This is a genomic window from Cellvibrio sp. GW822-FHT04B05 (assembly GCF_058800985.1).
In genome coordinates this window covers 1-26807 of the sequence record NZ_JBXAMU010000002.1, presented here as the reverse complement: position 1 = coordinate 26807, position 26807 = coordinate 1, and the positions used below count along the sequence as shown (strand labels likewise).

Annotated in this window: 24 protein-coding genes and 2 tRNA genes; 18 read left to right on the top strand and 8 right to left on the bottom strand. The window is 45.9% G+C overall.

The window, feature by feature from the left end; all coding sequences use genetic code 11:
• Positions 1-3: 3 nt before the first annotated feature.
• Positions 4-1443 carry an NADH-quinone oxidoreductase subunit NuoN gene (nuoN, locus tag AC1RJL_RS05715; RefSeq protein WP_492911825.1) on the top strand — a complete coding sequence of 480 codons (1440 nt, stop codon included), beginning with the start codon at positions 4-6 and terminating at the stop codon, positions 1441-1443.
• Positions 1444-1656: 213 nt separating this feature from the next.
• Positions 1657-3072 (top strand): Si-specific NAD(P)(+) transhydrogenase, encoded by a 1416-nt coding sequence (gene sthA, locus AC1RJL_RS05710; RefSeq protein ID WP_492911823.1) that lies wholly within the window; start codon positions 1657-1659, stop codon positions 3070-3072.
• Positions 3073-3143: 71 nt separating this feature from the next.
• Here sthA and AC1RJL_RS05705 read toward each other — a convergent pair whose 3' ends face one another.
• Both AC1RJL_RS05705 and AC1RJL_RS05700 read right to left on the bottom strand, forming a co-directional pair.
• Complete coding sequence (locus AC1RJL_RS05705) at positions 3144-3485, bottom strand: hypothetical protein (RefSeq protein WP_492911821.1); 342 nt, start codon at positions 3483-3485, stop codon at positions 3144-3146.
• Positions 3486-3518: 33 nt separating this feature from the next.
• Positions 3519-4091, bottom strand: coding sequence for a PilZ domain-containing protein (locus tag AC1RJL_RS05700; protein WP_492911819.1), 573 nt, complete (start codon positions 4089-4091; stop codon positions 3519-3521).
• 145 nt (positions 4092-4236) lie between these two features.
• Between AC1RJL_RS05700 and AC1RJL_RS05695 the strand changes: the two genes are divergently transcribed.
• The 3 genes from AC1RJL_RS05695 to AC1RJL_RS05685 are packed head-to-tail and all read left to right on the top strand — an operon-like array spanning position 4237 to position 7454.
• A complete protein-coding gene (locus AC1RJL_RS05695; RefSeq protein ID WP_492911817.1) occupies positions 4237-5475 on the top strand; it encodes a lipoprotein-releasing ABC transporter permease subunit in 1239 nt (412 codons plus the stop codon).
• Between the two features lie 54 nt (positions 5476-5529).
• Positions 5530-6225 carry a lipoprotein-releasing ABC transporter ATP-binding protein LolD gene (gene lolD / locus AC1RJL_RS05690; protein ID WP_492911815.1) on the top strand — a complete coding sequence of 232 codons (696 nt, stop codon included), beginning with the start codon at positions 5530-5532 and terminating at the stop codon, positions 6223-6225.
• Positions 6225-7454 (top strand): lipoprotein-releasing ABC transporter permease subunit, encoded by a 1230-nt coding sequence (locus AC1RJL_RS05685; protein ID WP_492911813.1) that lies wholly within the window; start codon positions 6225-6227, stop codon positions 7452-7454. Before lolD ends, AC1RJL_RS05685 begins: the two co-directional genes overlap by 1 nt.
• A 62-nt stretch (positions 7455-7516) precedes the next feature.
• Here AC1RJL_RS05685 and AC1RJL_RS05680 read toward each other — a convergent pair whose 3' ends face one another.
• Positions 7517-8056, bottom strand: a complete 540-nt coding sequence (locus AC1RJL_RS05680; protein ID WP_492911811.1) for a DUF2062 domain-containing protein — start codon at positions 8054-8056, stop codon at positions 7517-7519.
• A 197-nt stretch (positions 8057-8253) separates the two neighbouring features.
• On the opposite strand from AC1RJL_RS05680, the gene AC1RJL_RS05675 reads away from it, so the two are divergent.
• The 12 genes from AC1RJL_RS05675 (at position 8254) to AC1RJL_RS05620 (ending at position 19098) form a co-directional block, all read left to right on the top strand.
• Positions 8254-10635, top strand: coding sequence for a DNA internalization-related competence protein ComEC/Rec2 (locus tag AC1RJL_RS05675; protein WP_492911809.1), 2382 nt, complete (start codon positions 8254-8256; stop codon positions 10633-10635).
• Positions 10636-10807: 172 nt separating this feature from the next.
• Complete coding sequence (locus AC1RJL_RS05670) at positions 10808-11434, top strand: MotA/TolQ/ExbB proton channel family protein (RefSeq protein WP_492911807.1); 627 nt, start codon at positions 10808-10810, stop codon at positions 11432-11434.
• A gap of 17 nt (positions 11435-11451) precedes the next feature.
• Entirely contained in the window at positions 11452-11877 is a 426-nt protein-coding gene (locus AC1RJL_RS05665; protein WP_492911805.1) for an ExbD/TolR family protein, read from the top strand.
• A 92-nt stretch (positions 11878-11969) separates the two neighbouring features.
• Positions 11970-13070 carry a tetraacyldisaccharide 4'-kinase gene (gene lpxK / locus AC1RJL_RS05660; protein ID WP_492911803.1) on the top strand — a complete coding sequence of 367 codons (1101 nt, stop codon included), beginning with the start codon at positions 11970-11972 and terminating at the stop codon, positions 13068-13070.
• A gap of 23 nt (positions 13071-13093) precedes the next feature.
• Positions 13094-13855: a 3-deoxy-manno-octulosonate cytidylyltransferase gene (gene kdsB, locus AC1RJL_RS05655; protein WP_492911801.1), complete on the top strand. Its 762-nt coding sequence runs from the start codon at positions 13094-13096 to the stop codon at positions 13853-13855.
• A 16-nt stretch (positions 13856-13871) separates the two neighbouring features.
• Entirely contained in the window at positions 13872-14345 is a 474-nt protein-coding gene (locus AC1RJL_RS05650) for a low molecular weight protein-tyrosine-phosphatase (protein WP_492911799.1), read from the top strand.
• Between the two features lie 34 nt (positions 14346-14379).
• Positions 14380-15402 (top strand): UDP-N-acetylmuramate dehydrogenase, encoded by a 1023-nt coding sequence (gene murB / locus AC1RJL_RS05645; protein WP_492911797.1) that lies wholly within the window; start codon positions 14380-14382, stop codon positions 15400-15402.
• A gap of 197 nt (positions 15403-15599) precedes the next feature.
• Positions 15600-16253 carry a response regulator gene (locus tag AC1RJL_RS05640; RefSeq protein WP_492911795.1) on the top strand — a complete coding sequence of 218 codons (654 nt, stop codon included), beginning with the start codon at positions 15600-15602 and terminating at the stop codon, positions 16251-16253.
• Between the two features lie 37 nt (positions 16254-16290).
• Entirely contained in the window at positions 16291-18129 is a 1839-nt protein-coding gene (uvrC, locus tag AC1RJL_RS05635; RefSeq protein ID WP_492911793.1) for an excinuclease ABC subunit UvrC, read from the top strand.
• A gap of 105 nt (positions 18130-18234) precedes the next feature.
• Entirely contained in the window at positions 18235-18789 is a 555-nt protein-coding gene (gene pgsA / locus AC1RJL_RS05630; RefSeq protein WP_492911791.1) for a CDP-diacylglycerol--glycerol-3-phosphate 3-phosphatidyltransferase, read from the top strand.
• 116 nt (positions 18790-18905) lie between these two features.
• Positions 18906-18979 (top strand) — tRNA-Cys (locus AC1RJL_RS05625).
• Between the two features lie 32 nt (positions 18980-19011).
• Positions 19012-19098, top strand: a tRNA-Leu gene (locus AC1RJL_RS05620).
• A 335-nt stretch (positions 19099-19433) separates the two neighbouring features.
• On the opposite strand, the gene AC1RJL_RS05615 is transcribed toward AC1RJL_RS05620, so the two are convergent.
• A complete protein-coding gene (locus AC1RJL_RS05615; protein ID WP_492911789.1) occupies positions 19434-19826 on the bottom strand; it encodes a response regulator in 393 nt (130 codons plus the stop codon).
• Positions 19823-21310 carry an ATPase domain-containing protein gene (locus tag AC1RJL_RS05610; RefSeq protein WP_492911787.1) on the bottom strand — a complete coding sequence of 496 codons (1488 nt, stop codon included), beginning with the start codon at positions 21308-21310 and terminating at the stop codon, positions 19823-19825. Before AC1RJL_RS05610 ends, AC1RJL_RS05615 begins: the two co-directional genes overlap by 4 nt.
• Before the next feature lie 431 nt (positions 21311-21741).
• Here AC1RJL_RS05610 and AC1RJL_RS05605 point away from each other — a divergent pair, with 431 nt between their 5' ends.
• Entirely contained in the window at positions 21742-22182 is a 441-nt protein-coding gene (locus tag AC1RJL_RS05605) for a DUF1810 domain-containing protein (protein WP_492911785.1), read from the top strand.
• Between the two features lie 267 nt (positions 22183-22449).
• Here AC1RJL_RS05605 and ligD read toward each other — a convergent pair whose 3' ends face one another.
• The 3 genes from ligD to AC1RJL_RS05590 are packed head-to-tail and all read right to left on the bottom strand — an operon-like array spanning position 22450 to position 26471.
• Positions 22450-25173, bottom strand: a complete 2724-nt coding sequence (gene ligD, locus AC1RJL_RS05600) for a DNA ligase D (protein WP_492911783.1) — start codon at positions 25171-25173, stop codon at positions 22450-22452.
• A 52-nt stretch (positions 25174-25225) separates the two neighbouring features.
• The gene (gene ku, locus AC1RJL_RS05595) at positions 25226-26197 is read right to left on the bottom strand and encodes a non-homologous end joining protein Ku (RefSeq protein WP_492911781.1); all 972 of its coding nucleotides are present in this window, start codon (positions 26195-26197) and stop codon (positions 25226-25228) included.
• 31 nt (positions 26198-26228) lie between these two features.
• Positions 26229-26471 (bottom strand): hypothetical protein, encoded by a 243-nt coding sequence (locus AC1RJL_RS05590; RefSeq protein WP_492911779.1) that lies wholly within the window; start codon positions 26469-26471, stop codon positions 26229-26231.
• Between the last annotated feature and the right edge of the window lie 336 nt (positions 26472-26807).

Below are 26807 nucleotides of genomic sequence, written 5' to 3'. Positions count from 1 at the left end.
ACTATGAATTTAACATTCGAATCTTTTTTACCTTTAGCTCCGGTTGTTTTACTGAGTCTTACTGCTGTATTGGTAATGTTGGCTGTTTCCATCAAACGTAACCATGCAGTTAGTTATTGGATAACTATTGTCGGTCAGGTAGCAGCATTAGTTTCTATTTTTGCGCTAAATGGCTTTGCCGCAGATCGCATTGCAACGCCGGTAACCGATTTGATCCTGATCGACGGTTATGCATTCTTCTACAGTGCGCTGGTCATTTTTGCCTCCTTGGTTTGCACTGTGTTCCTGCGCTATTTCCTCGAGAGTTACGGCAACAACAAAGAAGAAGTTTACATGTTGTTGTTGATCGCCGCGGTTGGCGGAATAGTGCTGGTATCCAGCAGCCATATGGCCGGTTTCTTTATCGGTTTGGAGTTGTTGTCGGTGCCTGTATACGGCATGGTCGCTTACACTCATGAGCGCAGCCGTTCACTGGAAGCCGGCGTTAAATACTTGATATTGTCTGCAGCGGCTTCGGCATTCATGCTGTTTGGTATGGCATTGGTATATGCGCAGACCGGCACAATGTTGTTTGCAAACCTTGGCGAACGATTTGCCGAGCATGGTGGATATCTGGCTGGCTTCGGCGTTGCCATGATTGTTATTGCCATGTGTTTCAAATTGTCTCTTGCACCATTCCATCTCTGGACTCCGGATGTGTACCAAGGTGCGCCAGCTCCAGTAGGTGCATTTTTGGCTACCGCCAGCAAGTTAGCGATTGTTGCTATCCTGATTCGCTTTTTAGGCCAGGTGCCTGTTGAACTGACCAGTGTGCTGCAGCCGGTACTTGCCGTGATTGCTGTAATCTCAATCGCAGTGGGTAACTTCCTGGCGCTGACTCAAACCAACCTGAAGCGTATGTTGGCTTATTCATCTATTGCTCATATGGGCTATTTGCTGATTGCTTTAATTGCAGGTAATTCAATTGATGTTGAAAGCGCAAACGTTTATCTGCTGACTTATGTGGTTACCAGTCTGGCGGCCTTCGGGATTATTAGTGCATTGTCCCATGGTGGTAATGCTTTGGATGCAGAAGAGGTTAATCATTACCGTGGTTTGTTCTGGCGTAATCCTGCATTGGCAGTGGCGATGACTTTTGTGATGTTGTCCCTGGCTGGAATTCCACTGACTGCTGGTTTTATCGGTAAGTTTTATATCTTTATGACTGGTGTAACCACTGGTAGTTGGATTTTACTCGCGGCCTTGATCGTCGGTAGCGGTTTGGGGCTTTATTATTATTTGCGTGTGATGATTGCTCTATATGATCGCAACACAAATACAGGGCAAGATAGTTTGCCAATTGGTCGCACCAGTACGGCTATTGTGATTCTTCTGGTTGTCTTGATATTGTGGTTGGGTGTGTATCCTCAGCCCGCACTTGAATTCATCAATACCCTGCACTAAGTGCGGTGAACAGGCTCCTGCAAAGGGGCCTGTTTTGTTTTGGCCTGCCATAATTTTCTGCAATGCATTATCAACTTCTCATCGGGCGCCTTATCAACCTGGTCGAATATTGATTTCTATCCATAGATTAATTAGTCCGTAAATTTAATTCGAAAACGGAATGCTTGTTGCTAAACTAAACATGCACCAACATTGTTAAATGAGGGGAATAAATTGACTGGTCGTAAAAAATCGGCAGACCACAGCTACGATCTTTTGGTTATCGGCTCCGGGCCTTCAGGTGAGAGCGCTGCGATAGCTGCATCGAAAGTCGGCAAGCGTGTTGCAGTGATCGAGAATAGAACACTGGTGGGCGGAAGTTGTGCGCATAAGGGGACAATTCCTTCCAAATCCCTGCGTCATGTTGTTAAGCAAATCATCCAATTCAAAAGTAACAGCTTATTCCGTGAGATAGGCGACAGTCGCCGTCTGACTTTCCCCCGTGTATTGCAATCCGCTGCCAAAGTGATTCCCAAGCAAGTCGAATTACACACCAGTTTTTATGTCCGTAATCGCGTAGATGTCCATATTGGTGAAGCATCTTTTATTGATGCCAACACGGTGAATCTTATATTGCCGGATAGCGGTATCGAAACTATTTATGCCGAGACGATTGTTATCGCCACTGGCTCTCGCCCTTATCGTCCTGCGGATGTTGATTTCACTCATCCCCGTATTTACGACAGTGATACGATTTTGGAAATGCAACACACACCGCGCCATATCATTGTTTACGGTGCAGGCGTAATCGGTTGCGAATATGCGTCTATTTTTTCCGGATTGGGAATGCGCGTTGATTTAATCAACAATCGCGAACATCTATTGTCTTTCCTTGATGATGAAATTTCCGATGCGCTGAGTTATCACCTGCGTGACAGTGGTGTAACGGTTCGTCACGGGGAAGAGTATGAGGCAATCGAAGCTAGCGATTGCAGCGTTACATTATTTTTAAAATCGGGCAAACGATTGAAAGCAGATGCCATTTTGTGGTGTAACGGCCGCAGTGGTAATACTGATGGGTTGAACCTGAACGTTGCCGGTTTAACCGCTGACCATCGCGGTAATTTAAAGGTGGATAATTCTTATCGTACAGAAGTGCCGAACATCTATGCTGTGGGCGATGTAATCGGTTGGCCGAGTTTGGCGAGCGCATCCTATGGCCAGGGGCGCGCGGTTTCCGGTGGAATTTATGGCGATGAATGCAAACTGGTGCAAGATGTTCCAACCGGCATTTATACCTTGCCGGAGATCAGTTCAGTAGGTAAAACAGAAACTGAATTGACCCAAGCTAAAGTGCCTTACGAAGTGGGGCGCGCATTATTTAAAAATACTGCGCGCGGCCAAATCAGTGGTGATGATGTGGGTATGCTTAAATTGTTATTCCACGTCGATACGCTGGAGATCCTTGGGGTACATTGTTTTGGTGCTGAAGCGGCAGAAATTGTGCACATTGGCCAAGCGATTATGGCGCAGAAAGGCGAGGGCAATAATATTTATTATTTCCTCAATAATATCTTTAATTATCCCACCATGGCCGAGGCATATCGCATTGCTGCGCTTGATGGTGTAAATCGTATTAGCCGACGATAGTTCAGATTGGACGTAAATTTATTAGGGCGCGATGTAATCGCGCCCTGTTTATTTCTGCTTTTTATTCTTGTTTATTGCTCTGTGCTTTGATTATTGCTCTCTGTTGGGGATGCTTTAGGCTGAAAGTTTCTTACGCAGTGAATCACGATGTTGCTATCAAAATATACCGTGAACTCCTGATAACGCCAACGGGAAATCGGTGGCTGGCCTTTTGCCGGTACTTCCTCCAATGCTTCCCCGAATAAACTTTTGACTCGCTCTTTACTCATGCCTTTGGTGGGCATGTCTACGGCGGGTTGGGTTTTTGCTTGCTCGCCAACCGGAATACGGATTTCCTCTGCAACAGAACAATTAACTTGAATTGCTGTTGCCAGAAGACCGGCTATGGATGTAGAGAGAAATGTCCGAAACATAATTACCTTGCGTTATTCATGTAGATAATAAAATTACTGCAGATACTGCTGGCTTTTCCGACGCTCAGCCATTTGTGCCCGCATAATTTGTTGGCCAATTAATTGTTGCTGGCTATCGCTGACTCGATGGAATTTTGCCGCAATCTGGTATTCGCCGGTGTTACTGGGTTCACAGCGAATGATTTTGGCAAACAGTACCAGTCCGGCATTGCTCGGTAAAAAAATCAACCGCAGGGCAATGAATCTGTTGGCTTCCACTGCACGGGAACTGCCAAAGGCAATTCCGCCCTCGCTCAGGTTTACCTGTTTAATGGTTTTTGATGGTGGCAAGGGCTTCGAGTCTGTCATTAACTGCTGACTGATAATGTCGATTTTGCGATTGAGGTTATGCAGATATTCACCCAAGGCACGACTGGTTTCCTTGATCTGGTGGAAGAGGTGGGCATTGTCGTTATCGATTTTACGCAATTCCGCAAACAGCTTTAATGAGGCTGTATTGGGAAATTGTAATTCCGCAGCAGCGGTATTTGCGGTTATCTCCTCAACCTCTTTAAATTCCAGGGCGATACTTTCATCAATACGAAAGTAACTACGGCGTTCACTCATGAGTAAGGTTCCGAAAATTGTGATGCAGTAAACATAGCACAAGCTGATCTGACCGTTCAGGTTTTAGATGGACGCCGCGTTGTTTTACTTGGGTTAACGGTCGGTTTTGCTTGAGCTAACGAGGCCAATTGGGTTTAATGCGCCCATGCTAAAAAACATCCCGCTTTATATCGGCCTGCGCTATACCCGCGCCAAGCGTCGAAACCAGTTCATATCCTTTATCAGCGCCTTTTCCCTGGTGGGCATGGCACTTGGGGTTATGGCATTGATTATAGTGTTGTCCGTAATGAACGGTTTTGACCGCGAAATGAAAGAGCGCATTCTCAGTGTGATTCCCCACGGTTTTGTTGATCAACTCCCGGCGGTCAAAGATTGGCAAGCGCTGTCGGCACAAGTTGACTCTCACCCTCAGGTAGTTGCGTCCGCCCCCTATATCGCCAGCAGCGCTATGGTGAGTTATTCCGGTGGTGTTGAGGCAATCGAGTTGCACGGTGTTTTACCGGAGGCGGAAGCCAGGGTGTCGGTGGTCGATCAACGTATGATTGTCGGTTCTATGGCGCAACTGCAACCGGGTGAATATGGGATTGTCATGGGGCGATTATTGGCCAGTCGGTTAATGCTTGCGCCTGGCGATAAAATCCGTATTACCTCTCCTGAGATCAACATTACTCCTCTGGGCGCATTTACCCGCTCACGTAGTTTTACTCTCGTTGGCGTCTTTGACGTGGGTGCGCAAGTCGATAGCACTTTGGCATTAATTCATCTGCAAGATGCGCAAAAGTTTTTGCGTCAACCCGGTGTGCAAGGGCTGCATGTAAAAACAACCAATATGTTTGATGCGGCAAAAGTGATGGGTGAATTGCGTAGCCAACTGGGCAGTGAGTATCGCGTTAAGGACTGGAGCCAAACCCAAGGCAGCTTATTCCAGGCAGTGAAGATGGAGAAAATTGTCGTAGGGTCGCTGTTGATGATTATCATCGCCGTGGCCGCATTTAATATTGTTTCCAGCCTGGTATTGATGGTTGCTGACAAGCGTTCTGATATTGCAGTGCTGCGCACCATGGGTGTCAGTGCACGGCAAGTGATGGCAATTTTTATTGTGCAGGGTAGTGCAGTTGGTTTTTTTGGAACCTTCATCGGCACGGTTATCGGCTGTATTGTCGCGTTGTTGCTAACACCGATTATGAGTGGAATTGAAACTTTGTTCGGTTTGCGGGTGTTTGATCCAGATGTGTATTTTATCAGCCAGCTACCCTCAGTATTGCTATGGCAGGATGTAATATTTATCTCCGGTGTTGCATTACTGCTGAGTTTTTTTGCAACGCTCTATCCGGCTTATCGTGCTGCGCAAATTGAGCCTGCGGAGGCGCTGCGCTATGAGTAAATATATGTTCCTGGTAAATATGATTTGTTGCGTTAGTCCTAAAGGTTTCGTGCTATGAATGAATCCGCTCCGGTTTTAATTTGCCAACAGGTGAGCAAAAGTTATCGCCAAGGCTCGCTTGCGGTTGATGTGTTACGCAACGTTAATTTTCAGATCAATGCACGTGAACGTGTTGCGATTGTTGGAGCCTCCGGTTCAGGCAAATCGACGCTGTTGAATATTCTCGGTGGTTTGGATGTGCCTGATTCCGGCGATGTCAGCGTTGCAGGCGAGCGTCTCTCGCACTTGAGCGCAGATGCACGCGGCCGTTTGCGGAATCGCAGTTTAGGATTTGTTTATCAGTTCCATCACTTGTTGCCGGAATTTACTGCGTTGGAAAATGTGAGCATGCCGTTATTAATCGGCAAGCAGCCCATTGCAATTGCGAAGCAGCGCGCACTTGAATTATTAGCTCGCGTGGGGCTTGCCAAACGTGTCGATCATAAACCCTCAGAGTTATCCGGCGGCGAACGCCAGCGTGTTGCGATTGCACGAGCGCTTGTCACTAATCCTGCGTGTGTGTTGATGGATGAACCAACGGGCAATCTCGATAGCCACGCTGCCGATTCGATCCAGGCATTAATGTTGGAGTTGAACCAATCAATCGGCACCAGCTTTGTAGTTGTGACCCACGATCCGCGATTGGCTGCACGTATGGATCGCACGCTTACGCTGATAGACGGCGTACTTGTCGGAGCAGAGGCTAATTGATGCTTAGCCGCTATATTTTTCTGGTTGGAACCCGCTATGGTATTTCTCACCGCCATAGCCATTTAGTCTCATTTATTTCGCGCTTATCCACTGCAGGTTTGATCATTGGTGTGGCTCTGCTGATTCTGGTCATGTCGATTATGAATGGCTTTGATAAAGAACTGCGCGAAAATATTCTCGGCGTTATGCCACAGGCAGCAATCTATCATCGCCATGCAATCGAGCGACCCGAGCAATTGATTGCTGAGCTTAAAAAGCACCCGCAAGTATTGGCAGCATCGCCTTTTGTACAATTACAGGGTTTGCTCAGCTATCAAAAACGCGTCGCACCCATCAATATTTTTGGTATTGATGCTGCGCAAGAACATACAACCTCCAAACTGCCGCAATTTTTACCCGAAGGTACGCTTGAAAAATTAGTAAGTAATGACGCGGCGATTATTATTGGGCGCGGTGTTGCTGAAAAGCTTAACGTACAAGTGACAGACACTATCAGTTTAATTATTCCTGTTGAAGGCAATGCCGCACCGCAAATTAAAATCGTCCATGTGCTGGCAATTCTTGATACTCATACTGATATTGACAATGGTTTGGCACTGATGGCAATTGAAGCCGCAGCAGAACTGTCGGGTTATCCCGGGCAGATAACGGGAGTCCGCTTAAAGGTCGATGATCTTTTCGCTGCGCCGCAAGTTGTGCGCGATATTATGCAGACACTGCCGGCAGATTATTATGGCTCAAGCTGGATGCGCACTCACGGCGGTGTTTATCAATCGATCCAGATGTCCAAAAATATGGTCGGTATGCTGCTGTTTTTAATTATCGCAATTGCCGCTTTTAATCTGGTTTCTACATTGATCATGGTAGTGGTGGATAAGCAGGGCGATATTGCAATACTGCGTACCATGGGCGCATCTACGATAGAGATTATGGCCATTTTTATGGTGCAGGGAGGGTTGATCGGATTGATTGGTACATCGATTGGCTTAGTACTTGGCGTGACCTTATCTTATTTTGTTACACCGCTCGTGCAAATTATTGAGCGTACTTTTGGTGTCCAGTTTTTGCATTCTGATGTTTATCCCATTACGTATTTGCCATCAGAATTAGTTGTTAGTGATATTGCTAAAGTTGTTGTTACAGCGTTGCTGATTAGTTTTTTTGTCAGCCTGTATCCGGCGTGGAGAGCAAGTAAGATTCAGCCGGCAGATGCGCTTCGCTATGAGTAGTAATCAGTCCTTCAAATTAACATTTTGCTCAATAAAAAGGCCCGCACGTTGCGGGTTTTTTATTATTCATTTTTTTCAGCTGCTTTTTCGGCGCGTTCCTTTTTACGTTTGTTCCAGTTGTGAGCCACGTTCCAGCGCCAATAAAATTGCATAACAAAATAACCTAGCGCACCAAAGAAAAGGCCTGTTAATACTGAGCCCGCCAAAAGCGGTTTCCATAAGTGACCAAACTCATTAGCTAACCAATCCCAACTCAATTCGGGTTGAATCATTAACGGTTGCGACTGTAAAAAAAAGCTACCGACTTGATAAGTAATAAAAAAGAAAAACGGCATGGTGAATGGGTTCGTAATCCATGTCAGTGCTACCGTAATAGGAAGGTTGCAGCGGAATAACAACGCGGCACCTGCTGCTGCAGGCATTTGGCCCGGAATGGGCAGGAGTGCAATAAAAAGTCCCCAGAAAAATGCGACAGATACAGAGTGGCGATTCAAATGAAATAAGTTGGGGTCATGCAACAAGTGCCCCAAAAATTGCAAGGCCGGATTGCTTTTGATTGCTGCGGGTGTGGGAATAAATCGTTTTAGTAGATTACGCGCCATACTTAAACCAGAGTACCGCTAAAAATGAGTGCGCATTATGCCTTTAATTATTTGCCAAGACTATGCGGTTGTTATCTTGGGCATTGCGAGGCAGAATTGCCGTAACCCGCAGGATGTCATAATCTGCGCGTCAATTTGATGATAAATGGAATGTCAGGCAAGTAGCTTCGCTGCTGCTGACGATAAAGGACTATCCCATGCCCCTCGTATTATTGCTTTTTTCCGCTGGTGTTATTGCGATCAGCTTTTTCTCTTATTTACCTCCCATTTGGAGCTTGTTCGGGCTCTTACCGCTGTTAGCGGTGTGTTGGCGTTGGCCCGCGCTTCGTTATGGGCTTGCCTTGGTATCCGGATTGGCCTGGGGAATTTATTCAGGTCATGGTTTGCTCGCAATACAGCTCGCCGATGAGATGGTCGGTAAAGACTTGGTTGTCACTGGCCGGATTCAGGACTTGCCTGAGCACGATGGCCGTCGATTGCGTTTTAATTTGCGCGTTGAGTCAGCCAGCACAACATCCGGGCAACCACTTTCTGTTGATCAGTTTCCGCCGAAACTTCAATTGAGTTGGTATCAGTACCAGCGTAATGGTGCCGCCAGTGCGTTGCCGTCCATGATGATTGGCGATACATGGCAATTGCGCGTTCGTCTCAAGCGACCGCGAGGATTTGTAAATCCAGCCGGTTTCGATTATCAGGGCTGGTTGTTACGGCAAGGTATTGGTGCTACCGGTTACGTTCTGGATCATCGTGCCAACCAACAGAAGATGGATTCCGACACAAGCTGGCGATTTGATGATTGGATCAATCGGCAACGCTATCAATTACAGCAGTGGATTGTTGCGCGAAGTGATAGTAGTGAGCGAGGGATTCTTGTTGCATTGTTAATTGGTGATTCATCGTTAGTGGAAAAAAACCAATGGCTGCGTATGCAGCAAACCGGAACGAGCCACCTGATTGCTATTTCAGGATTGCATGTTGGTTTTCTCGCTATTTTTGGTTTTTATGTCGGGCTTTTTCTTGGCAAGTTAATTCAGCTCGCTTGGCATCGTTGTCCCGCATTGGTGATTGCCTGGTGGTCGGCAATTCTTTGTGCGAGTTTTTATTCCGCACTTGCAGGGTTTAATATTCCTACCGTTCGCACATTAATTATGCTCACTGTTTTTTATTTCGCGTGCATTTGGCGACGCAGTATTCACATATCCAATATCTTTTGTTTCGCGCTAGCGTTGGTAGTTATTATCGATCCATTAGCGGCACTCGATATGGGATTTTGGTTATCATTCGGTGCGGTGGCATTGCTACTGATTTATTTTTCGGGACGCATGATTGTTAAAAAAGTGGCTGAGCCTTGGTCAGGGTTTGGTGTGGCAAGTATGTTATATGGTTTTGCGCGCTCGCAGTGGGTAATGTTTATTGGCCTGTTGGTTCCGCTCAGCGTGCTTGTAAATAATATTTCGCTAGTCGCGCCTCTCGCCAATGCCATAGCGATTCCTTTAATCACCTTTCTTGTGGTGCCGCTGTTATTAATCAGTGCAACCTTGCGTGGTTTATCTGAAGGTATAAGTGATTTTTTATTGAATTGCTCGGCATGGGTGATGGAAATCATAAAAATATTTTTGGAATATTTACTCTTATTGGGCGGCTCCTGGTCTAGCCCGATTGTCGCATTCAGTCCTTCATTAACAGTGTTGATAGGAATAAGTTGTCTTATCTTGCTCATGCCCAAAGGGTTATTTCCACGGGTGTTGGGTTGGTGTGGAGTAGTATTGGGATTCATTTTATGTTTTTTTGTGGATCCCCCCAATCAGCCGGATTTAAAACTCACCGTATTAGATGTGGGCCAGGGTACTGCGGTTGTAGTGCAGGTTGGCAAAAAAACATTAGTGTACGACGTTGGTCCAAAATACACTGATAGTTTTGATGCGGGCAGCGGGATAGTTGCACCCTATTTGTATTCGCAGGGAATTGTGCAGGTTGATCGCTTGGTGGTTAGCCATGGTGATATGGATCATGCTGGAGGCATGATGGGGTTGCTGGAAAAAATCTCTGCCGGGCACGTATTGGCTGGAGAGCCGCAAAAAATGAGTGGCGATGTAGATGCGCAAAATTGCCATCAGGTTGCTAGTTGGAATTGGCAATCCGTACATTTTTATTTTTTACAGTTTCCGCAACTGAAGGGCGCTAGCGCAAATAATCATTCATGTGTGTTGCTGATTGAATACGCTGGCCACTACATTTTGCTGCCGGGTGATATTGAAGTTTCGGTAGAAAACCAATTACTGCGCGCGCAGCAACTTCCGCAACAGCTTGATCTTGTGCTGGCGGCTCACCATGGTAGTCGCACATCGTCCGGACTACAGTTCGTCAATCATGCCCGCCCCGAGATAGTGGTTTATTCCGCTGGATATCGCAGCCAGCATGGTCATCCTCACAAGGATGTACGCAAACGTTTCCAGAATGTGAATAGTCGTGAAATCAACACTGCAGAAACGGGTGCTGTAGTTTTTGCATGGTACGAGGGCAAGCTGCAATTGACGCAAGAGTACCGAAAATTGCACCGGCGGTATTGGTATGACTGAGGCGGCGCTACTATCGAGTCTTCGATTAATTGTTTAACACCTGTTGCCGTACTCCTTCACACATTTGTAGTCTATCCTCGTGCCCCCCATGGCAATCCCCCTTTGTTATGGTAATGTACGCCGCAATTCGGGTTGGCACTTAAATGGGCTGCACAATAAGAGGAATATAGCTGTGATTGAGATTTTTTTAGCAGGTGGTATTTTGATGTGGCCGCTACTGGCCTGCTCATTGATTGTGATTGCTATCAGCGCCGAACGTTATTGGACGCTGAATCCTGCCAAAATCGTCCCCAAAACCCTGCTTGCCCAAGTCTGGAGCTGGATTAAAAACAATCAGCTGGACGCCACAAAATTACGTGAACTCAAGCAATCATCGCCCCTTGGTTATATTTTGGCCGCCGGTTTGAGTAACTCCAAACACGGGCGTGATGTGATGAAAGATTCGGTACAGGAAGCTGCCAACAAGGTCATCCACGATTTGGAACGCTATGTCAGTGCCCTTGGAACTATTGCTAACCTTGCGCCTTTACTTGGTTTGTTGGGAACTGTGTTGGGCATGATCGAAATCTTCAACGGCATTCTGTTGCATGGCACTGGTTCAACCAATGTCCTTGCAGGTGGTATTTCCATCGCTCTTTACACAACGGTTGCCGGTCTGGTAGTTGCTATCCCTGCCACTATTGCTCACAAATACTTCCAGCGCCGTATCGACGGCATCGTGGTCAATATGGAAGAAGAGGCAATCAAGTTGATTGATGCACTGCACAGCGAGCGTCGTGTTGACGTAAAGCTGGTTTAATACATCGAGGTTATGCCGTGAAATTTCGTCGACAAGCCCGTCAGGAAGAATTTATCAATTTGACTTCATTGATTGATGTAGTCTTTATCCTGCTGATTTTCTTCATGGTTTCGACCTCTTTTACTAAAGAAAGCCACCTGACGGTCAGTTTGCCTGAGGCGGTAGGTACGCCGCCTGATGAGTTGCCGCAGCAGATCGAGATTTTGATTGCTGCTGATGGTAGTTATGCGATCAATGGTAAAGCCTTGGTAAATGCCAAAATGGAAACCGTGAGATCCGCTTTGGAAAAGACAGCGGAAGGCAATAACAAGACCCCATTGGTGATCACTGCTGACGCTAAAACTCCCCACCAGGCCGTGGTACAGGCGATGGACGCAGCAGGACAGTTGGGTTTTTCCCACTTAAGTATCACCACCCGCCAACCTGAACCTGAAAAAGACTAGCGACTCGGTTACAATCCTTGCCAGCTTCGCCATTATCCATGGACTTTTGTATCGACGATGCAAAAGTCCTTTGTGTTTTTACAGGCAACAATTTGAATTCCCCTAACTCTCAATCGTTGGACAAACAATCCTTGAACAAGCAATCCCAAAACCAGCCACAGCCGTCAAAAGAAGATAGCTGGTTAGCCGCTTGGTACGGTCAGCGCCGCTGGACGTTTTGGCTGCTACCGTTAATGGGATTGTTTGTATTGCTGGCTAACATTCGTCGCTTCTGGCTATTGCGATACGAATCAAAAAAATTGGCAACGCCGGTGATGGTGGTGGGAAATATTTCTGTAGGCGGGACGGGTAAAACTCCGTTACTGATAGCACTGGTCAAATGGCTGCAGCAACAGGGATTTAATCCCGGTGTGATTAGTCGTGGTTACGGCGGCAAAGCACCGCGTTATCCCTATTTGCTGGATGCCTCCAGCTCGGCCGCAGAAGCCGGTGATGAACCGATAACGATTTTTCAGCAAACAGGCTGCGCTGTTTGTGTTGGAGCCGATAGGATTGCATCGGCCAGATTACTGGAAGATGAAGGCTGCGATATTTTATTAAGCGATGATGGCTTGCAGCATTACCGTTTGGGGCGCAATATTGAAATTGCGGTAGTCGATGGTCAGCGTGGTTTGGGCAATGGTTGGCGCTTGCCAGTCGGACCATTGCGCGAACCCGCTTCACGCTTAAAAAATGTTGATTGGGTAGTCGTCAATTCACCCTCTGATCATTTTATCCTACCCGGTATGAAAGATTTATTTTACATTCCCATGCACATAGAACCGCAAGATTTTATTAACCTGCAGTCAGGTGAAAAAATCAATAATGCTCATTTCAATAATATGCACGTCAACGCAGTTGCGGGTATTGGTAATCCGCAGCGTTTTCAACAGACATTGATGGCTTTAGGTGTTCAGTCAACATTGCGAAATTTTTCGGATCACTACGCTTATACACCTGCTGATCTCGTATTTGATAACGATCTTCCGGTGATTATGACCGAGAAAGATGCGGTAAAATGTAAAGCATTTGCGCAATCAAATTGGTTTTATCTGCCGATAAGTGCCAGTTTGCCCGATACATTTTGGCCGGCATTCCAGCAAAAAATACTGCGTATTGTCGAGCAGAAAAAAGCGCCCTTTAAATTTAAATAGAATTTTCTACACGGACTCCCACCATGAGTTTTTATGTCGTTATTCCAGCACGTTACGCTTCCACACGTTTGCCTGCAAAACCCTTGAGGGACATTGCCGGTAAACCAATGATCCGGCACGTATATGAACGCGCTTGTGAGAGTGGGGCAGTACAAGTGATTATTGCTACTGATGATGCCCGTATTGAAGCAGCGGCAACGGCATTTGGTGCGCGCGTTTGTATGACGTCAACGGCACATAATTCAGGTACTGATCGATTGCAGGAAGTAGTAACACAATTGGGTTTGAGTGATACCGATATTGTCGTCAATGTGCAGGGGGATGAACCATTGATTCCCGCTGCAGTGATTAATCAAGTGGCGGAAAATCTGGCGCAAAATCAATTTGCCAGTGTGGCGACCTTAAGTGAACCTATCCACAGTCTGGATGATTTTCGCAATCCAAATATCGTTAAAGTGGTGGCGGATCAAGCGGGTAAAGCGCTGTATTTTAGTCGCGCTCCTATTCCGTGGCCACGTGATCATTTTGCTAAAACTGACGTGAGTGTTCTTTCGGATAATTTTCCGGCGCAGCGTCACATCGGAATTTATGCCTATCGAGTGGCATTGCTCAATCGGTTTATTACCTGGCCGCAAGCTGCGTTGGAGCAGATTGAATCGCTTGAACAGTTGCGTGTGTTAGCCAATGGTGAGGCAATTCATATTGCTGACGCTTGCGTAACGGTCCCTGGCGGTGTTGATACCGAGGCTGATTTATTACGCGTAAAAGCGATTTTGGAAAACTAGAATTATCAGGTGCAAAATGACTAAAGTGTTATTCGTTTGTTTGGGAAATATTTGTCGCTCACCGACGGCTGACGGGATTTTTAATCACTTTGTGGTGCGCGAAAAAATGGATCAAAAAATAATTATTGATTCAGCCGGAACGGGTGACTGGCATGTCGGCAAAGCGCCGGATTCACGCACCGTTGCTGCCGCACGTCAGCGCGGCTACGACTTATCTGTTTTACGTGCACGACAAGTGACGGCGCGCGATTTTGACGAGTTTGACTACGTGTTGGGGATGGATAAATCCAATTTGTTGGATTTACAGCGCATCAAACCATCTACCTATACCGGCCATTTGGGATTGTTTCTGGATTTTGGCACGCGTGGCGACTATTGCGAAGTTCCCGATCCCTACTATGGCGGTCACGACGGTTTTGAGCTTGTACTTGATCTGGTAGAAGACGCCGCACAGGGCTTGTTAAATCATATTCGTAAAAGCGCGCACTAATTAATGGTTGTTTGTTCTAAAAGGTGAATTGGCAGTGCCACTTTTTTTACCCCATTTTAATTTGCAAAAATTCAATACGCTCGCCGTGCCGGCAGTTGCTCAGTATTTTGTCAGCGTAAAAACTGATGATGAGCTGCGCGAAGCTTTAACATTTGCCCGCACCGAAAAATTGCCTCTGCTGTTATTGGGCGGCGGTAGCAATATTGTATTGCGCGACGATTTTCCTGGCCTGGTTATCCACGTTAAAAACCAGGGAAAAGAAATCGTCAGTGAGAATGATGAATTTGTCTGGTTGAAAGTGGCGGCAGGGGAAAACTGGCATCAGCTGGTGGAATATTCTCTCGATAATGCCCTCTACGGTTTGGAAAACCTCTCGTTAATTCCCGGTAGTGTCGGTGCGGCTCCGATCCAGAATATCGGTGCATACGGTATTGAGATCAAAGAGGTGGTGGCGGAGCTGTCGGCGTTGAATATCAGTTCCGGCCTGATGGTGACGTTTACTAATGAGAGCTGCCAATTCGGTTATCGCGACAGTATCTTTAAGCATTCGCTGCGGGATCAATATGTCATCATTTCAGTGACTTTCCAGCTACGTAAGCAGCCGCAGCTGATACTCACTTATCCTGCATTGCGAGCGGCGTTGGCAAATACGCCAGAGCAAGATATTACCCCCGAACAGGTCAGTGCAGCAGTAATCGCTATTCGCCAATCCAAATTACCTGATCCCGGCGATATTCCCAATGCAGGCAGTTTTTTTAAGAATCCGGTAATTGACATTGGGCAGTTCGAACTATTGCAAGCAGAGCATCCCGCGATAGTGTCTTATCGGGTCGATTCCCAACACGTGAAGTTGGCTGCTGGCTGGCTAATAGATCAGGCAGGGTGGCGCGGCAAAGAGTTTGGCGGAGCCGCTGTCCATGCACTACAGGCCCTGGTGCTTACCAATCCGCATAGGTCATCAGGCACAAGTGTATTGGCGTTGGCGGAGCAAATTAGAAACGCTGTATTCGAACAGTTTGGCGTGAACTTGGAAGTGGAGCCGCGTGTTTATCCGTGAGGTGGGCACTCGGGGTATTCATGAAAGGTAATAAAAACAAAACGATAATTAATTTTTGGCATTTAATCTTGCCGAAACAGACGATTAAATAGTGGTAGTTTGTCCCGAGTCTCACTACAATCATTAAAAATGTGCCAGCGTATTTGTGGTAGTTATAACAACAATGTTTTGTATCCGTTTTCGGATTGGGGGCTAGTTTGACAAAGATTCTCGTAGTCGATGATCACGATCTAGTTCGCATGGGGATAGTGCGTATGTTGGCCGATATAGACGGCTATCAAGTGGTTGGGGACGCCAAGAGCGGTGAAGAGGCGGTAACCAAGGCGCGTATTTTAAAGCCTGACGTTGTCTTGATGGATGTAAAAATGCCGGGGATGGGCGGCCTTGAAGCCACCAAGAAACTATTGACCGTGAACCCGGTAATTAAAATCATCGCTGTAACTGCTTGCGATGATGACCTTTACCCAACCCGCCTGATGCAGGCTGGGGCGGTAGGTTATGTCACCAAGGGTGCGGAATTCACCGAGATTACCGATGCGATCAATAAAGTGATCCGCGGCGATCTTTACATGAGTAACAGTATTGCGCAGCAATTGGCCCTTAGGACCTTTTCTGGCGGCAATAGCCAGGAATCGCCGTTTGAGAAGCTGTCCCAGCGTGAGCTGCAAACAGCGATGCTGATTGCCAATGGCCAGAAAGTAAATGATATTGCCAACACATTCTGTGTAAGCCCTAAAACCGTTAACTCCTATCGCTACCGCATCTTCGAGAAACTGGATATTAATAGCGATGTTGAATTAACACTCCTTGCAGTGAAGCACAACCTTCTTGACCCGGAAGCAGTCGTATAAACGACTGCTTCGCTTCCCTATAAATCGATGTTTCCCGATGACGCACGACAGCGCAGATCGTTTTGATCACTCCCGTTTTCTAGCCAACACCACCCAGCAACCGGGCATCTATCAAATGTTTGGTGCGGATGGTGCGATTCTGTATGTCGGCAAAGCCAAGAACCTCAAAGCGCGCCTGTCGAGTTATTTCCGTAAAACCGGTTTGACACCCAAGACCCAGGCCTTGGTGGGGCGGATTGCGCGCGTTGAAGTCACCGTAACTGCAAGTGAAACCGAGGCGCTGATTCTTGAGCAGAATCTGATTAAATCCAATCGCCCACCCTACAATATTTTGCTGCGCGATGATAAATCCTATCCCTACATTTTTATTTCCAGCGGCGAAGATTATCCGCGTATTTCATTTCATCGCGGCGCGAAGAAAAAGCGCGGTGATTATTATGGGCCGTTCCCCAATGTGGGTGCGGTAAAAGAAAGTTTGCATTTTTTGCAAAAAACTTTTCGTGTACGTCAGTGTGAAGACAGTGTATTCAGGAATCGCACGCGGCCCTGTTTGCAGTATCAAATAAAACGGTGCACAGCGCCCTGTGTAGGTTTTATTTCTCCCGAAGATTACAAAACGGATTTGCATCATACAAGCATGTTTCTCACCGGCAATGCCGATAAATTACTCGGTGAATTGGCAGATCAAATGGACAGTGCTGCGCAGCAATTGCAGTTTGAGAAAGCGGCTGCTTATCGCGACCAGATTACCGCGTTGCGTACCGTACAGTCGCAGCAAGTGATAGAAGAAGGTAATGGCGATATTGATGTGATCGCAGCAGAAATGCGTGCGGCTGCAATCTGTGTGCATATACTATTTATCCGGCAAGGGCGTATTCTCGGTAGTCGCAGTTTTTATCCATCATCGACGCTTGCGGAAACGCCGGCAGAAATCCTCGCTGAATTTATTCCGCAATTTTATCTGGCAAGTAGTGGCCGTGAAATTCCCCGCGAATTGATTGTAAGCCAAGCGCTTGAAGAAGCTGACCTTATCAGTTCGGCTTTACAGCAAGCAGCAGGGCGTCAAATATTTATTAATCATCAAGTCCGTAGTCATCGTGCACAGTGGTTGCAAATGGCTACCACAGCAGCGCAACAAAATTTAATTGCCCATATCAATAATAAAAAGAATTCATTGGATCGTTTTGTCGCGCTGCAAGAGGCGCTGGGGTTGGATGAAACACCGCAGCGAATGGAATGCTTTGATATCAGTCACAGCAGTGGTGAATTGACGGTTGCCAGCTGCGTTGTATTTGATACCAACGGCCCGCTGAAATCGGATTATCGCCGGTTTAATATCGATGGCATTACGCCGGGCGATGATTACGCGGCGATGGAGCAGGCGCTCACGCGGCGCTACACGCGCTTGCAAAATGGCGAAGGTAAGTTACCGGATATATTGCTGATTGACGGCGGCAAAGGGCAGTTAGGTAAAGCAATAGAGGTGTTGAACGAGTTAGGTGTACAGGGCGTACAATTGATTGGTGTCGCCAAAGGCTCTACCCGTAAAGCGGGTTTTGAAACCCTTTTCGATGGTGAAAGCGGCGCAGAGATTGTATTGCCTGGCGATTCACCGGCGCTGCATTTGATCCAACATATCCGCGATGAATCCCACCGTTTTGCGATTACTGGCCATAAGCAGCGGCGCGATAAAAAGCGTAAAACCTCGACTCTGGAAGATATTCCTGGTATCGGCGCCAATCGTCGTCGCGACTTGCTACGTCATTTTGGTGGTTTACATGAAGTGCAAAATGCGAGTATTAATGATCTGGCGCGGGTAAATGGGATTAGCCAGCGTTTGGCCGAAGAGATTTACGCGTTTTTTCACAATGACTAGGTACGTCTACTTATACTCAAAAGGTGTTAAAGCCGCGGCGCTGGTGTATTATCGCGCCCGATTGATGACCTACCGAAACTTTTCAAGTTTTCCCGGGATTTGCTTATGACCCTCGCCAACCAGCTCACCTTGATGCGGATTTTTCTTATCCCGCTCTTCGTAGTGGTCTTCTACTTACCCTTTGGCTGGTCACATTTTGTTTCCTCGATGATTTTCAGCGTTGCCGCGATCACCGATTGGGCTGACGGATATGTCGCCCGCAAATACAACCAAAGCACACCTTTCGGCGCCTTCCTCGATCCGGTAGCGGATAAGCTGATGGTCGCTATCGCGCTGCTGTTACTCGTTACCCTGCACCATGATTCTGCCTGGTTCGTCGCTGCTGCGGCGGTGATTGTCGGGCGCGAAATTGTTATCTCTGCGTTGCGCGAATGGATGGCTGAATTAGGGCAGAGGGCTAGTGTGGCGGTATCCAATATTGGCAAGGTCAAAACGACGCTGCAGATGACGGCGATTATTGTGTTGCTGATGAATATCCCGCTATTACTTCCCGTCGGTTTTATTGCACTGGCGGGGGCCGCAGTTTTGACTCTCTGGTCGATGGTGCTTTACTTGCGCGCTGCCTGGCCTTATCTGTTGCCTGAGTCGCCGGATAAATAACGGCTTTTTGATCGACCTGCGCAGCATTTAAACAACTGTCAAAAAACCTTCGCGCGACTTGGATAAAAGACTAGGATTTTCAAAATGAGTCCGCTAGAATTGCGGCCTCTTGAAAAGGCGCGATAGCAAAGCGGTTATGCTCTGGATTGCAAATCCAGCTAGTCCGGTTCGACTCCGGATCGCGCCTCCATTTTTCTTTACGTACCGACGTAAAGGCACTCTGCCCGAGTGGTGAAATCGGTAGACACAACAGATTTAAAATCTGTCGATCTTTTGGTCGTGCCGGTTCAAGTCCGGCCTCGGGCACCATCTTGAAACTCAGTGAAATTCCAGAACGTCTAAAAACCCCGCAGAAATGCGGGTTTTTTTATGGTTTTTTGTCCATGGAAGTCCACCGATATCCTATTGCAGTCCCGCTATTCTGAGGGCATAAATTTCGGGGTACATGAATGTCAACTATTCAAGTTGAGACGCTATACAAGTTGTCAAAATGCGTGGCCAAGCGCAAAGTCCTGGCGTGTATACCTTCAGGATTTATAATGATTGCAACTGCTCCCAATAGTGGCAGCTCAACTTTTTATCAATTCTTGAAATAGCGATTTTAATTGGCGAGGGATAAAGATTAGGAATGGATCTACTAAATATTACTGCTTTTCAAGCAAACGAATCACTTCTTTCAAGAGCTCTTGAAATATAACAGGTTTCTGCATCAGTGAATTATAAGGCGTATCTATGTCTTTTATATGGAAGGCAGCACTCGATAATATAAAAGGAATGTCTTTCCAGCGCGGCTCTTTTTTTAAAGTGCTACATAATTCTGCTCCATTCATAAGCGGCATCATGTAATCAGACAGGATTATGTCCGGAGTCACCGTATCAATCATTTTTAATGCACTCTGACCGTCGTAGGCTGTGCTCACGCGAAACCCGTGGAATTCGAACAACATCGCATAGGTAGTTGTAATATCAGGCTCGTCGTCAACAATCAATATGACGGGTGCGTCATCCGTGGTTTTAATGATAACGTCTTCTTTCATTGTGGCTCATTATTCAGTGCGTTATTTTTAATAATTTCTTGTGCTAATTTTTCCGTCGACACCGAGCGCCCTATAGATATACCATTGTTTGAAATTAGCATGATGTGGTTGGCAGAGTCGTAACCATTTTGTCGCAATTTTAAAACTGCAATTTGGCGATGGTTGATTCCACTAATTTCCACATATTGCAGCAGCATAATATTTTCGTACAAAATTGATGATGGTCCGGAATCAAAATTTTCCGGCATTTTACTACCGAGATATGGCAGTTCCCGGGTGAAAAAACTGGTTACTTGGCGAGATCGCAATTCATTCACAAATGCCGTAAGGAATGAGCGTGCACGTCCAATATGCATAACAATATCAAGCAAACCATCCATCCCATCAACAAGCAGGCGCGATACTTTACGCTCTTCGACATTTTCTAAAACCTGGTGTGCAAGTGCATCTACAGAAATCTCCAGCGGTGGATTCCAAATAATTTGTAATTGCCCATTATCAATAAAGCTGGCCAAGTCAATGTTGACACTACGAGCTTTGGCAATTAAACGGAGCGGTGATTCATAAAAACCAACGATCAAACACTGCTCTCCCAGTTGCAGTCCTTCATAAATAAAATGCAATCCCATGAGTGTTTTACCAACGCCAGGATTACCTAGTAGTTCTGTTGTCGAGCCTTTGTTTACCCCTCCTTTGGTAATGTTGTTCCAACCGGGAATGCCGAAACCGAGTAGTGAATTAGAGGCTGCATCGATGGTTTTATTTACCGTACTAATGGCTTCAAGGCGCGGGTAGACTACTATGCCATCTTCACCAACTTCAAATACATGGCGGCCCAATAAATGTTTGCCGCCGCGAATTTTAAATACTTTTACTTCACGAATAAGCTGCATGCCTTTTTCGTGCTGGCTCAATTCAATCAGGCCATCAACCAGCGTGTTTTCCGAATCTGCAACATTTCCTTCAGTGGGGGATAGCAGGAAAGTTGTGCATTCCATTGAAGAAACCAGCGAGTTCAGCGATAACATAAATTCTGACAAACTAATCGTTGATGGGCTTGAATCACGCACTGATCGAAAGCCATCAATAATCAAAATATCTGCATTATGTTTTGCAAGCATGCTGGTGATCAATTGCAGCAGTCCATCAAGGCCGCCTTTGACTAACTCGTTATAGCCGCCGAACATCAAGATATTCTGCCCGATCAACTGTTCGTCAAAAAATGAAAAATTACTCAGGTGGTTAAGCATCTTGCCGTGCGTTTCAGCGATCAAAGTAAGGATCAAAACCTTCTCGCCTTTAGCTGCATGATCAAAACCAATCTGGCAGGCAAGGGTAGTTTTGCCGCTGCCTGCTAAACCCTGGATAAGATAAAGGCTGTGGCGGGGAAAGCCGCCGCCGAGTACTTCATCAAATCCAGCAACGCCGCTCTTTAAAAGCGATAATCGGTGTTTTGTTTGAGGATTATTTTGCAATTTTTTCATTGTTTTTGTTGTGACATCACGAGGTTATTTGCTTTAAGAACAATCATTTTTACAGGAGTACGAAAACAGTCTATCGTATTAAATGGTTAACTGAGAGTATTAATGATAATGATTTTAGCCATTATCTAGGTATGCAGATTCCATATACAGTCACCAGGCTCGTTCATGTAAGGCTTTACAGGATACCTGATTTGCTTCCAGGCTGAAATATTTACGAGAAAAACCCGTGGTTGCACTTGATAATTACTGCTCAGCTTGGCGGTATGTAATATTCGTCTAATGACTGCTTATGCGTTTTATGACAGGGTAAACAATAAGGCAATCCATTGCAGCACTGCTGCGCTACGCATTTACGTTCGACAGTTTGGGAGAAGCATATAGGCTACTTTCAATTGAAGTAGGACACATAGTTGACCACATTGGAGTTTTCCATGAACACAGATGAGTTCCGTCTCGCTCGATTCTTGGTTGCCCAGGAAAAGTCATACGATGCAGCCTTGCACGAACTTCGTTCAGGTGGAAAGCGCTCGCACTGGATCTGGTATGTGTTCCCTCAGCTTAGAGGCCTTGGGGTCAGCTCCAATTCTGAAACATACGGCTTAATTGGATTAGCTGAGGCTCGCGCATATCTAAGCGACCCAGTCTTGGGCCAACGGCTCCGAGAAGCCATAAAGGCCATGATAGCTCATCGGTCCGTGGATGCAGCTTCAGTACTTGGCGAGCTTGATGCACTAAAGTTCAAATCATGTCTTACATTATTCTCTCTTGCTGATCCTTCCGACCAAATCTTTACCAATGCTCTTGAACACTTTTTCGCTGGAGAGCATGACGTGCGGACAATCGAGCTGCTAAAGCTCCGCGGTGAAGGGTAATGAATTGGAGTATCAAGATTCGGTTCATCTTTATCCTGATAAAGGGGTAGCGTTTGTTCGGTTTAAAAATCCCCTTGATTACCGTTTTACTTGTCAGAAACTCTTAGTGACAGACGCCAAAAGATGAATAAAATTATCATAGTAAGTATAAGTAGTCCCATATCTCCTCCCAGAGTATTTTGCGAATTTTACATTTCAATCTTAACAGTAATCTTTACACGCCAGTTTATTCAATTGTTGATAATATCCCCATCCGACAATGGACTTTTATCTGGTGAGAGTAGTGGGTTCTTTAATTCCTAATTTCTTCCACATTGTCGCGGTAATTTTTTGACTTTTAAATTTTTCTCCAGAGTATGATTCCCATGGGTTATTGCGTAGCTTAGCGAGTCGTTGTCCAAGATTATCAATATTCCAATGGTCTGAACGAACAATCTTTTCTAATTCGCTTCTCGCAATCGGAACTGACATAGACAATCCAGGGCGAGCTCTGACTGAGTAAGCGCACACTGTACTCGCACCGCGAGAATTTCGAAGATAGTCAATGAAAATTTTTCCTATCCGATTTTTTGGGCCCATTTTGGCGACGAACCGATCTGGAATTTGTCGGGCCATAAACTCTGCAATCGATTTTGAAAACTCTTTTACGTAATCCCAACTCGCATCCGGTGTCACTGGAACCAGAATGTGCATTCCTTTACCACCTGTTGTCTTCAAAAATGAAGTCAATTTCAATTCATCCAGTACGGCAAGTGTCAGCTTGGTTGCCTCTACTACACTCCGCCATGGTAAGGATGGATCAGGATCAAGATCGAGTACAAATCTGTCGGGAGCTTCCATATTCGCAGTTGTGGCCCCCCATGTGTGAAATTCAATTGTGTTCATTTGCACGCATCCAATCAACGCCTCAACGCTATCTATCATCATCAGCGGATCATGCTCCGGATCAAATTTCTTGTCTAACCGGGTAATATGTGGAATTCCTCTGTTGTCGGAGTGTTTTTGAAAAAATTGCTGTCCGGCGATACCGTCTGGAGCGCGTAACAGTGACACAGGACGATTTTTCAAATGCGGTAAAATAAATTCCGCTACCTGCTCGTAATAAGCCACAAGATCCAGCTTTTTGCCATTGCTGGTTGCGTCGATAATTCTGCCTGGATTGCTGATAGCGACACCTGCGATTTCAGGCTTGGTGTTATCGGAAAAGGAATTCTTTCGGGATGCAGAAGTTATTTTGTTTCCTTTTGAAGCCTTGACTGTTGATTGCTGAACGCCTTTAGGATCTTTTGGGTGTTCGCGAATAATATCTTTTACCGGTTTATCAGTTCGCAGAGCAATGAACGAGGCTTGTCGTAAAATTCCTTCGCCAGTCCATTCACCAAATTCCACTTCACAGATTAGCTTTGGTTTAATCCAATGTACGCCTCGAGCTTGCAAGCCAGTCAACGTAGTTGATATCGGGGATTGTGATTGCTCTAACGCTTTCATCTTCTTGTGCATGTCGTCCAAGCGATTAGTATCAAAACCAGTGCCGACGCGGCCAACATAAATCAGCTCGGGCGACTTCAGCTCTTTATGCACAGCTAATAAAAGCGCACCAAATTTGCTGCGGCTACCCTGAGGATCGGTGTAGCCTACTATGACAAACTCTTGTCGCAATCTGCATTTTAGTTTGATCCAGTCATCACTGCGCCGGGAAACATAAGGGCTACCAACTCGTTTGCCGATTACACCTTCTAATGACATAGCGCATGCGCTCTGTACAATGCTGCGATGATCAACATCAAATGTATCGGAATAGCGGAGTGGACTTTTTGAAGTGCGAGGGATTATCTTTTTCAATCTTCTTCGACGCTCTTCCATTGGCAATGTGCGTAAATCTTCATTATTTAAATAGGGTGCATCAAATAAATAGAAGATGATATGCTGACTAGTGTCGGTATCAAAAGCATTTTGCAACTCCTGGAAACTTGGTAAACCATTTTCGTTTAGCACGACCACTTCGCCATCAAGCCAGCTATCTCGAAGTTTCAGCGCTTCAATTGCTTTGACCTGGACCGGCATTCGAGCAGTCCAGTCGTTCCCGTTTCGCGTGAACAGGCTTACTTTACCATCCAACACTCTTGCGAGAATTCGATAGCCGTCAAATTTTATTTCATAAATCCAATTACCAATTGGTGGTGGTTCACTAACGAGTGTGGCTAGTTCCGGTGAAAATGTTTCAGGAATGGAAGTGGATTCCGATTTTTTCCTGGAACTTAATTTTTTGTCCGCTATGGTTGGTAATTTTTTGAGGATTTTATCGACCGGTTTAATAGCCGTTTTCTTAAGGGTTTTATTGACAGTCGTTTCTACGCTGAGGTTAACCTTGTTTTTCTTTTTAAGAGAAGAATTTATTTTAGCTTTTCCGTCTCTATCTCCAGGTAATAACTTTCCGGTCAGTATGCTTTCCGGTTGTTCCACCAAAATATCGTAATCTTCAGAGGATCTGGCGACACTATCTCGCTCTTTTATTAAAAGCCAGTGCTCTTTATCGTTGTCTCCTCGCCCGCGAGTTCGGACCAAGGCCCAATCACCAACAAGCTTCTCGCCGATAAGCTTGAATTTTAACTTACCGGATTTGAAAGCAGTGCTGATATCGCCCTGGGGCTCCCAAATGCCTTCATCCCACACAATCATGTCGCCGCCGCCATACTGCCCGTGGGGGATATGTCCTTCAAATTTTGCATAGCTCAAGGGATGGTCTTCGGTTCGGATAGCCATGCGTTTATTTGCGGGATCTAAACTCGGGCCTTTCGGCACCGCCCAACTTTTCAATGTTCCCTCAAGTTCTAAACGAAAATCATAATGCAGTCCCCGTGCTTCATGCTTTTGTACAACAAAACGCAAAGCATGGGGGCCAGGTTTGCGTCGAGGAACTTGTTCCTCAGGCGGTTCCGGAGTGATATCGAAATTACGTTTTCGATTATACTCAGTTGCAGGCAGGGCCATGTCTCACCTCCAGAATTGAAGCACAACACTTATCGTTGTTTATCCACCTTAATCATTTGCTTGAAGCCTTTTTTGGGGCGCGCTTAGGTGTAGTGGCGGCTGACTTTTTTGGCTCTGCCTTGCTGGACGCCAACGAAGCAGATTTTTTCGCCCCCGGTTTTGTCCCGGCGGTTTTTTTAGTTGCAGATTTACTCGGGGTTACCGATGTTTTTCTCTCACTTGGCTTGGAAGTTTTACTACCACCAAGGCTGCGTTTCAGTAGTTCAGTTAAATCGATAATATCAGCACTTTTGCGAGGCTCTTCTCCAACTTCCGTTTCGACATCCTCGATCTTGCCTTCTGCCGCTTTTTTATCAACCAAGGCCATGATTTTTTCCTGAAACGTATCGCGGTATTCTTGTGGATTCCATTTACCTTTCATGTCTGCAACTAATCGCTTTGCCATATCCTTTTCCGCTTTTGAAAGTGTGGCTTTGGTAGTCGCCGGGGTTAACTCAAGTGTGTCGAGGTTTCGCACCTCACTCGGCCAGCGCAACAGAATTAATACTAGCGCTGAGTCGATTGGCATCACCGCTGCTAAATGTTGTTTAGTGTGCAGGATTACACTGGCTAGACCTACTGTCGCAGTTTCTGAAAGTGTTTCGCGCAACAGTGCGTAAACCTTTTCGCCACGTTTGTCCGGCGCCAGATAGTAAGGAGTATCAATATTGGCAAGCGGAATATCGATACTGTTTACAAAAGAAAATATTTCAATAGTTTGCGTGGATTTTGGATGCGCAGATTTTATTTCTTCATCGCTCAATAAAATATATTTACCTTTCTCATGCTGGATTCCCTTTACGATATTTTCCTTTTTAACTTCCTTGCCTGAGACTTTATTTACACGTTTGTATCCCACTCGCTCCATTGTGCGCTTATCGAGCCAGTCGAAATCAATATTTTCTGACGAAGTTGCCGATTGAAGGGCTACCGGAATATGTACCAAACCAAAACTAATTGCGCCTTTCCAAATTGAGCGTGCCATGATTGATACCTGTCAATTAATTAACCTGAAATTAAAGTATCACGCCATCACTGAATATCACTTTACCGAAGCGATTGATGTCTTTGATTTGGTTCAGCATGTTATCGGCAGATATCTCAGCATCCGCTTCAGATGCCAGGTTTGGGGATAGTACCCACAATATTTTCGCTACGCCATTGGGCGCTTTACGCTGATATCCGATGAGCCCCGCATATCCCTGCTCATATCTCATGTTGTCTGTCCAAGCCATGTAATACTGGAATTCTTTAATCATTTTGCGATACCTCCATTCAGTGATTGGCGACGTCAAATGTCACATCAACGAAAAAAGTGTCACCTTCACATAACGATTATTGATACTACTCCAGCATGGATTAGTGAAAATGTACGATTGCACACAGACATCTCCCCCTATTTGGCGAAGAGTAAGGATTTATTTAATCGATATCCACTCTGTTGACGGTCGAGGAAACATTATTAGAGTCAAGTAATTACACTTGATAAAAGCAGTAACTATCAGACAGCGTCTTTGCAAAAAGGCATTTCAAAGCGCCGTATCGAACAGATCTATTCCAGTTGTTTAAATAAAATTTTTTATTTATGCACTGCA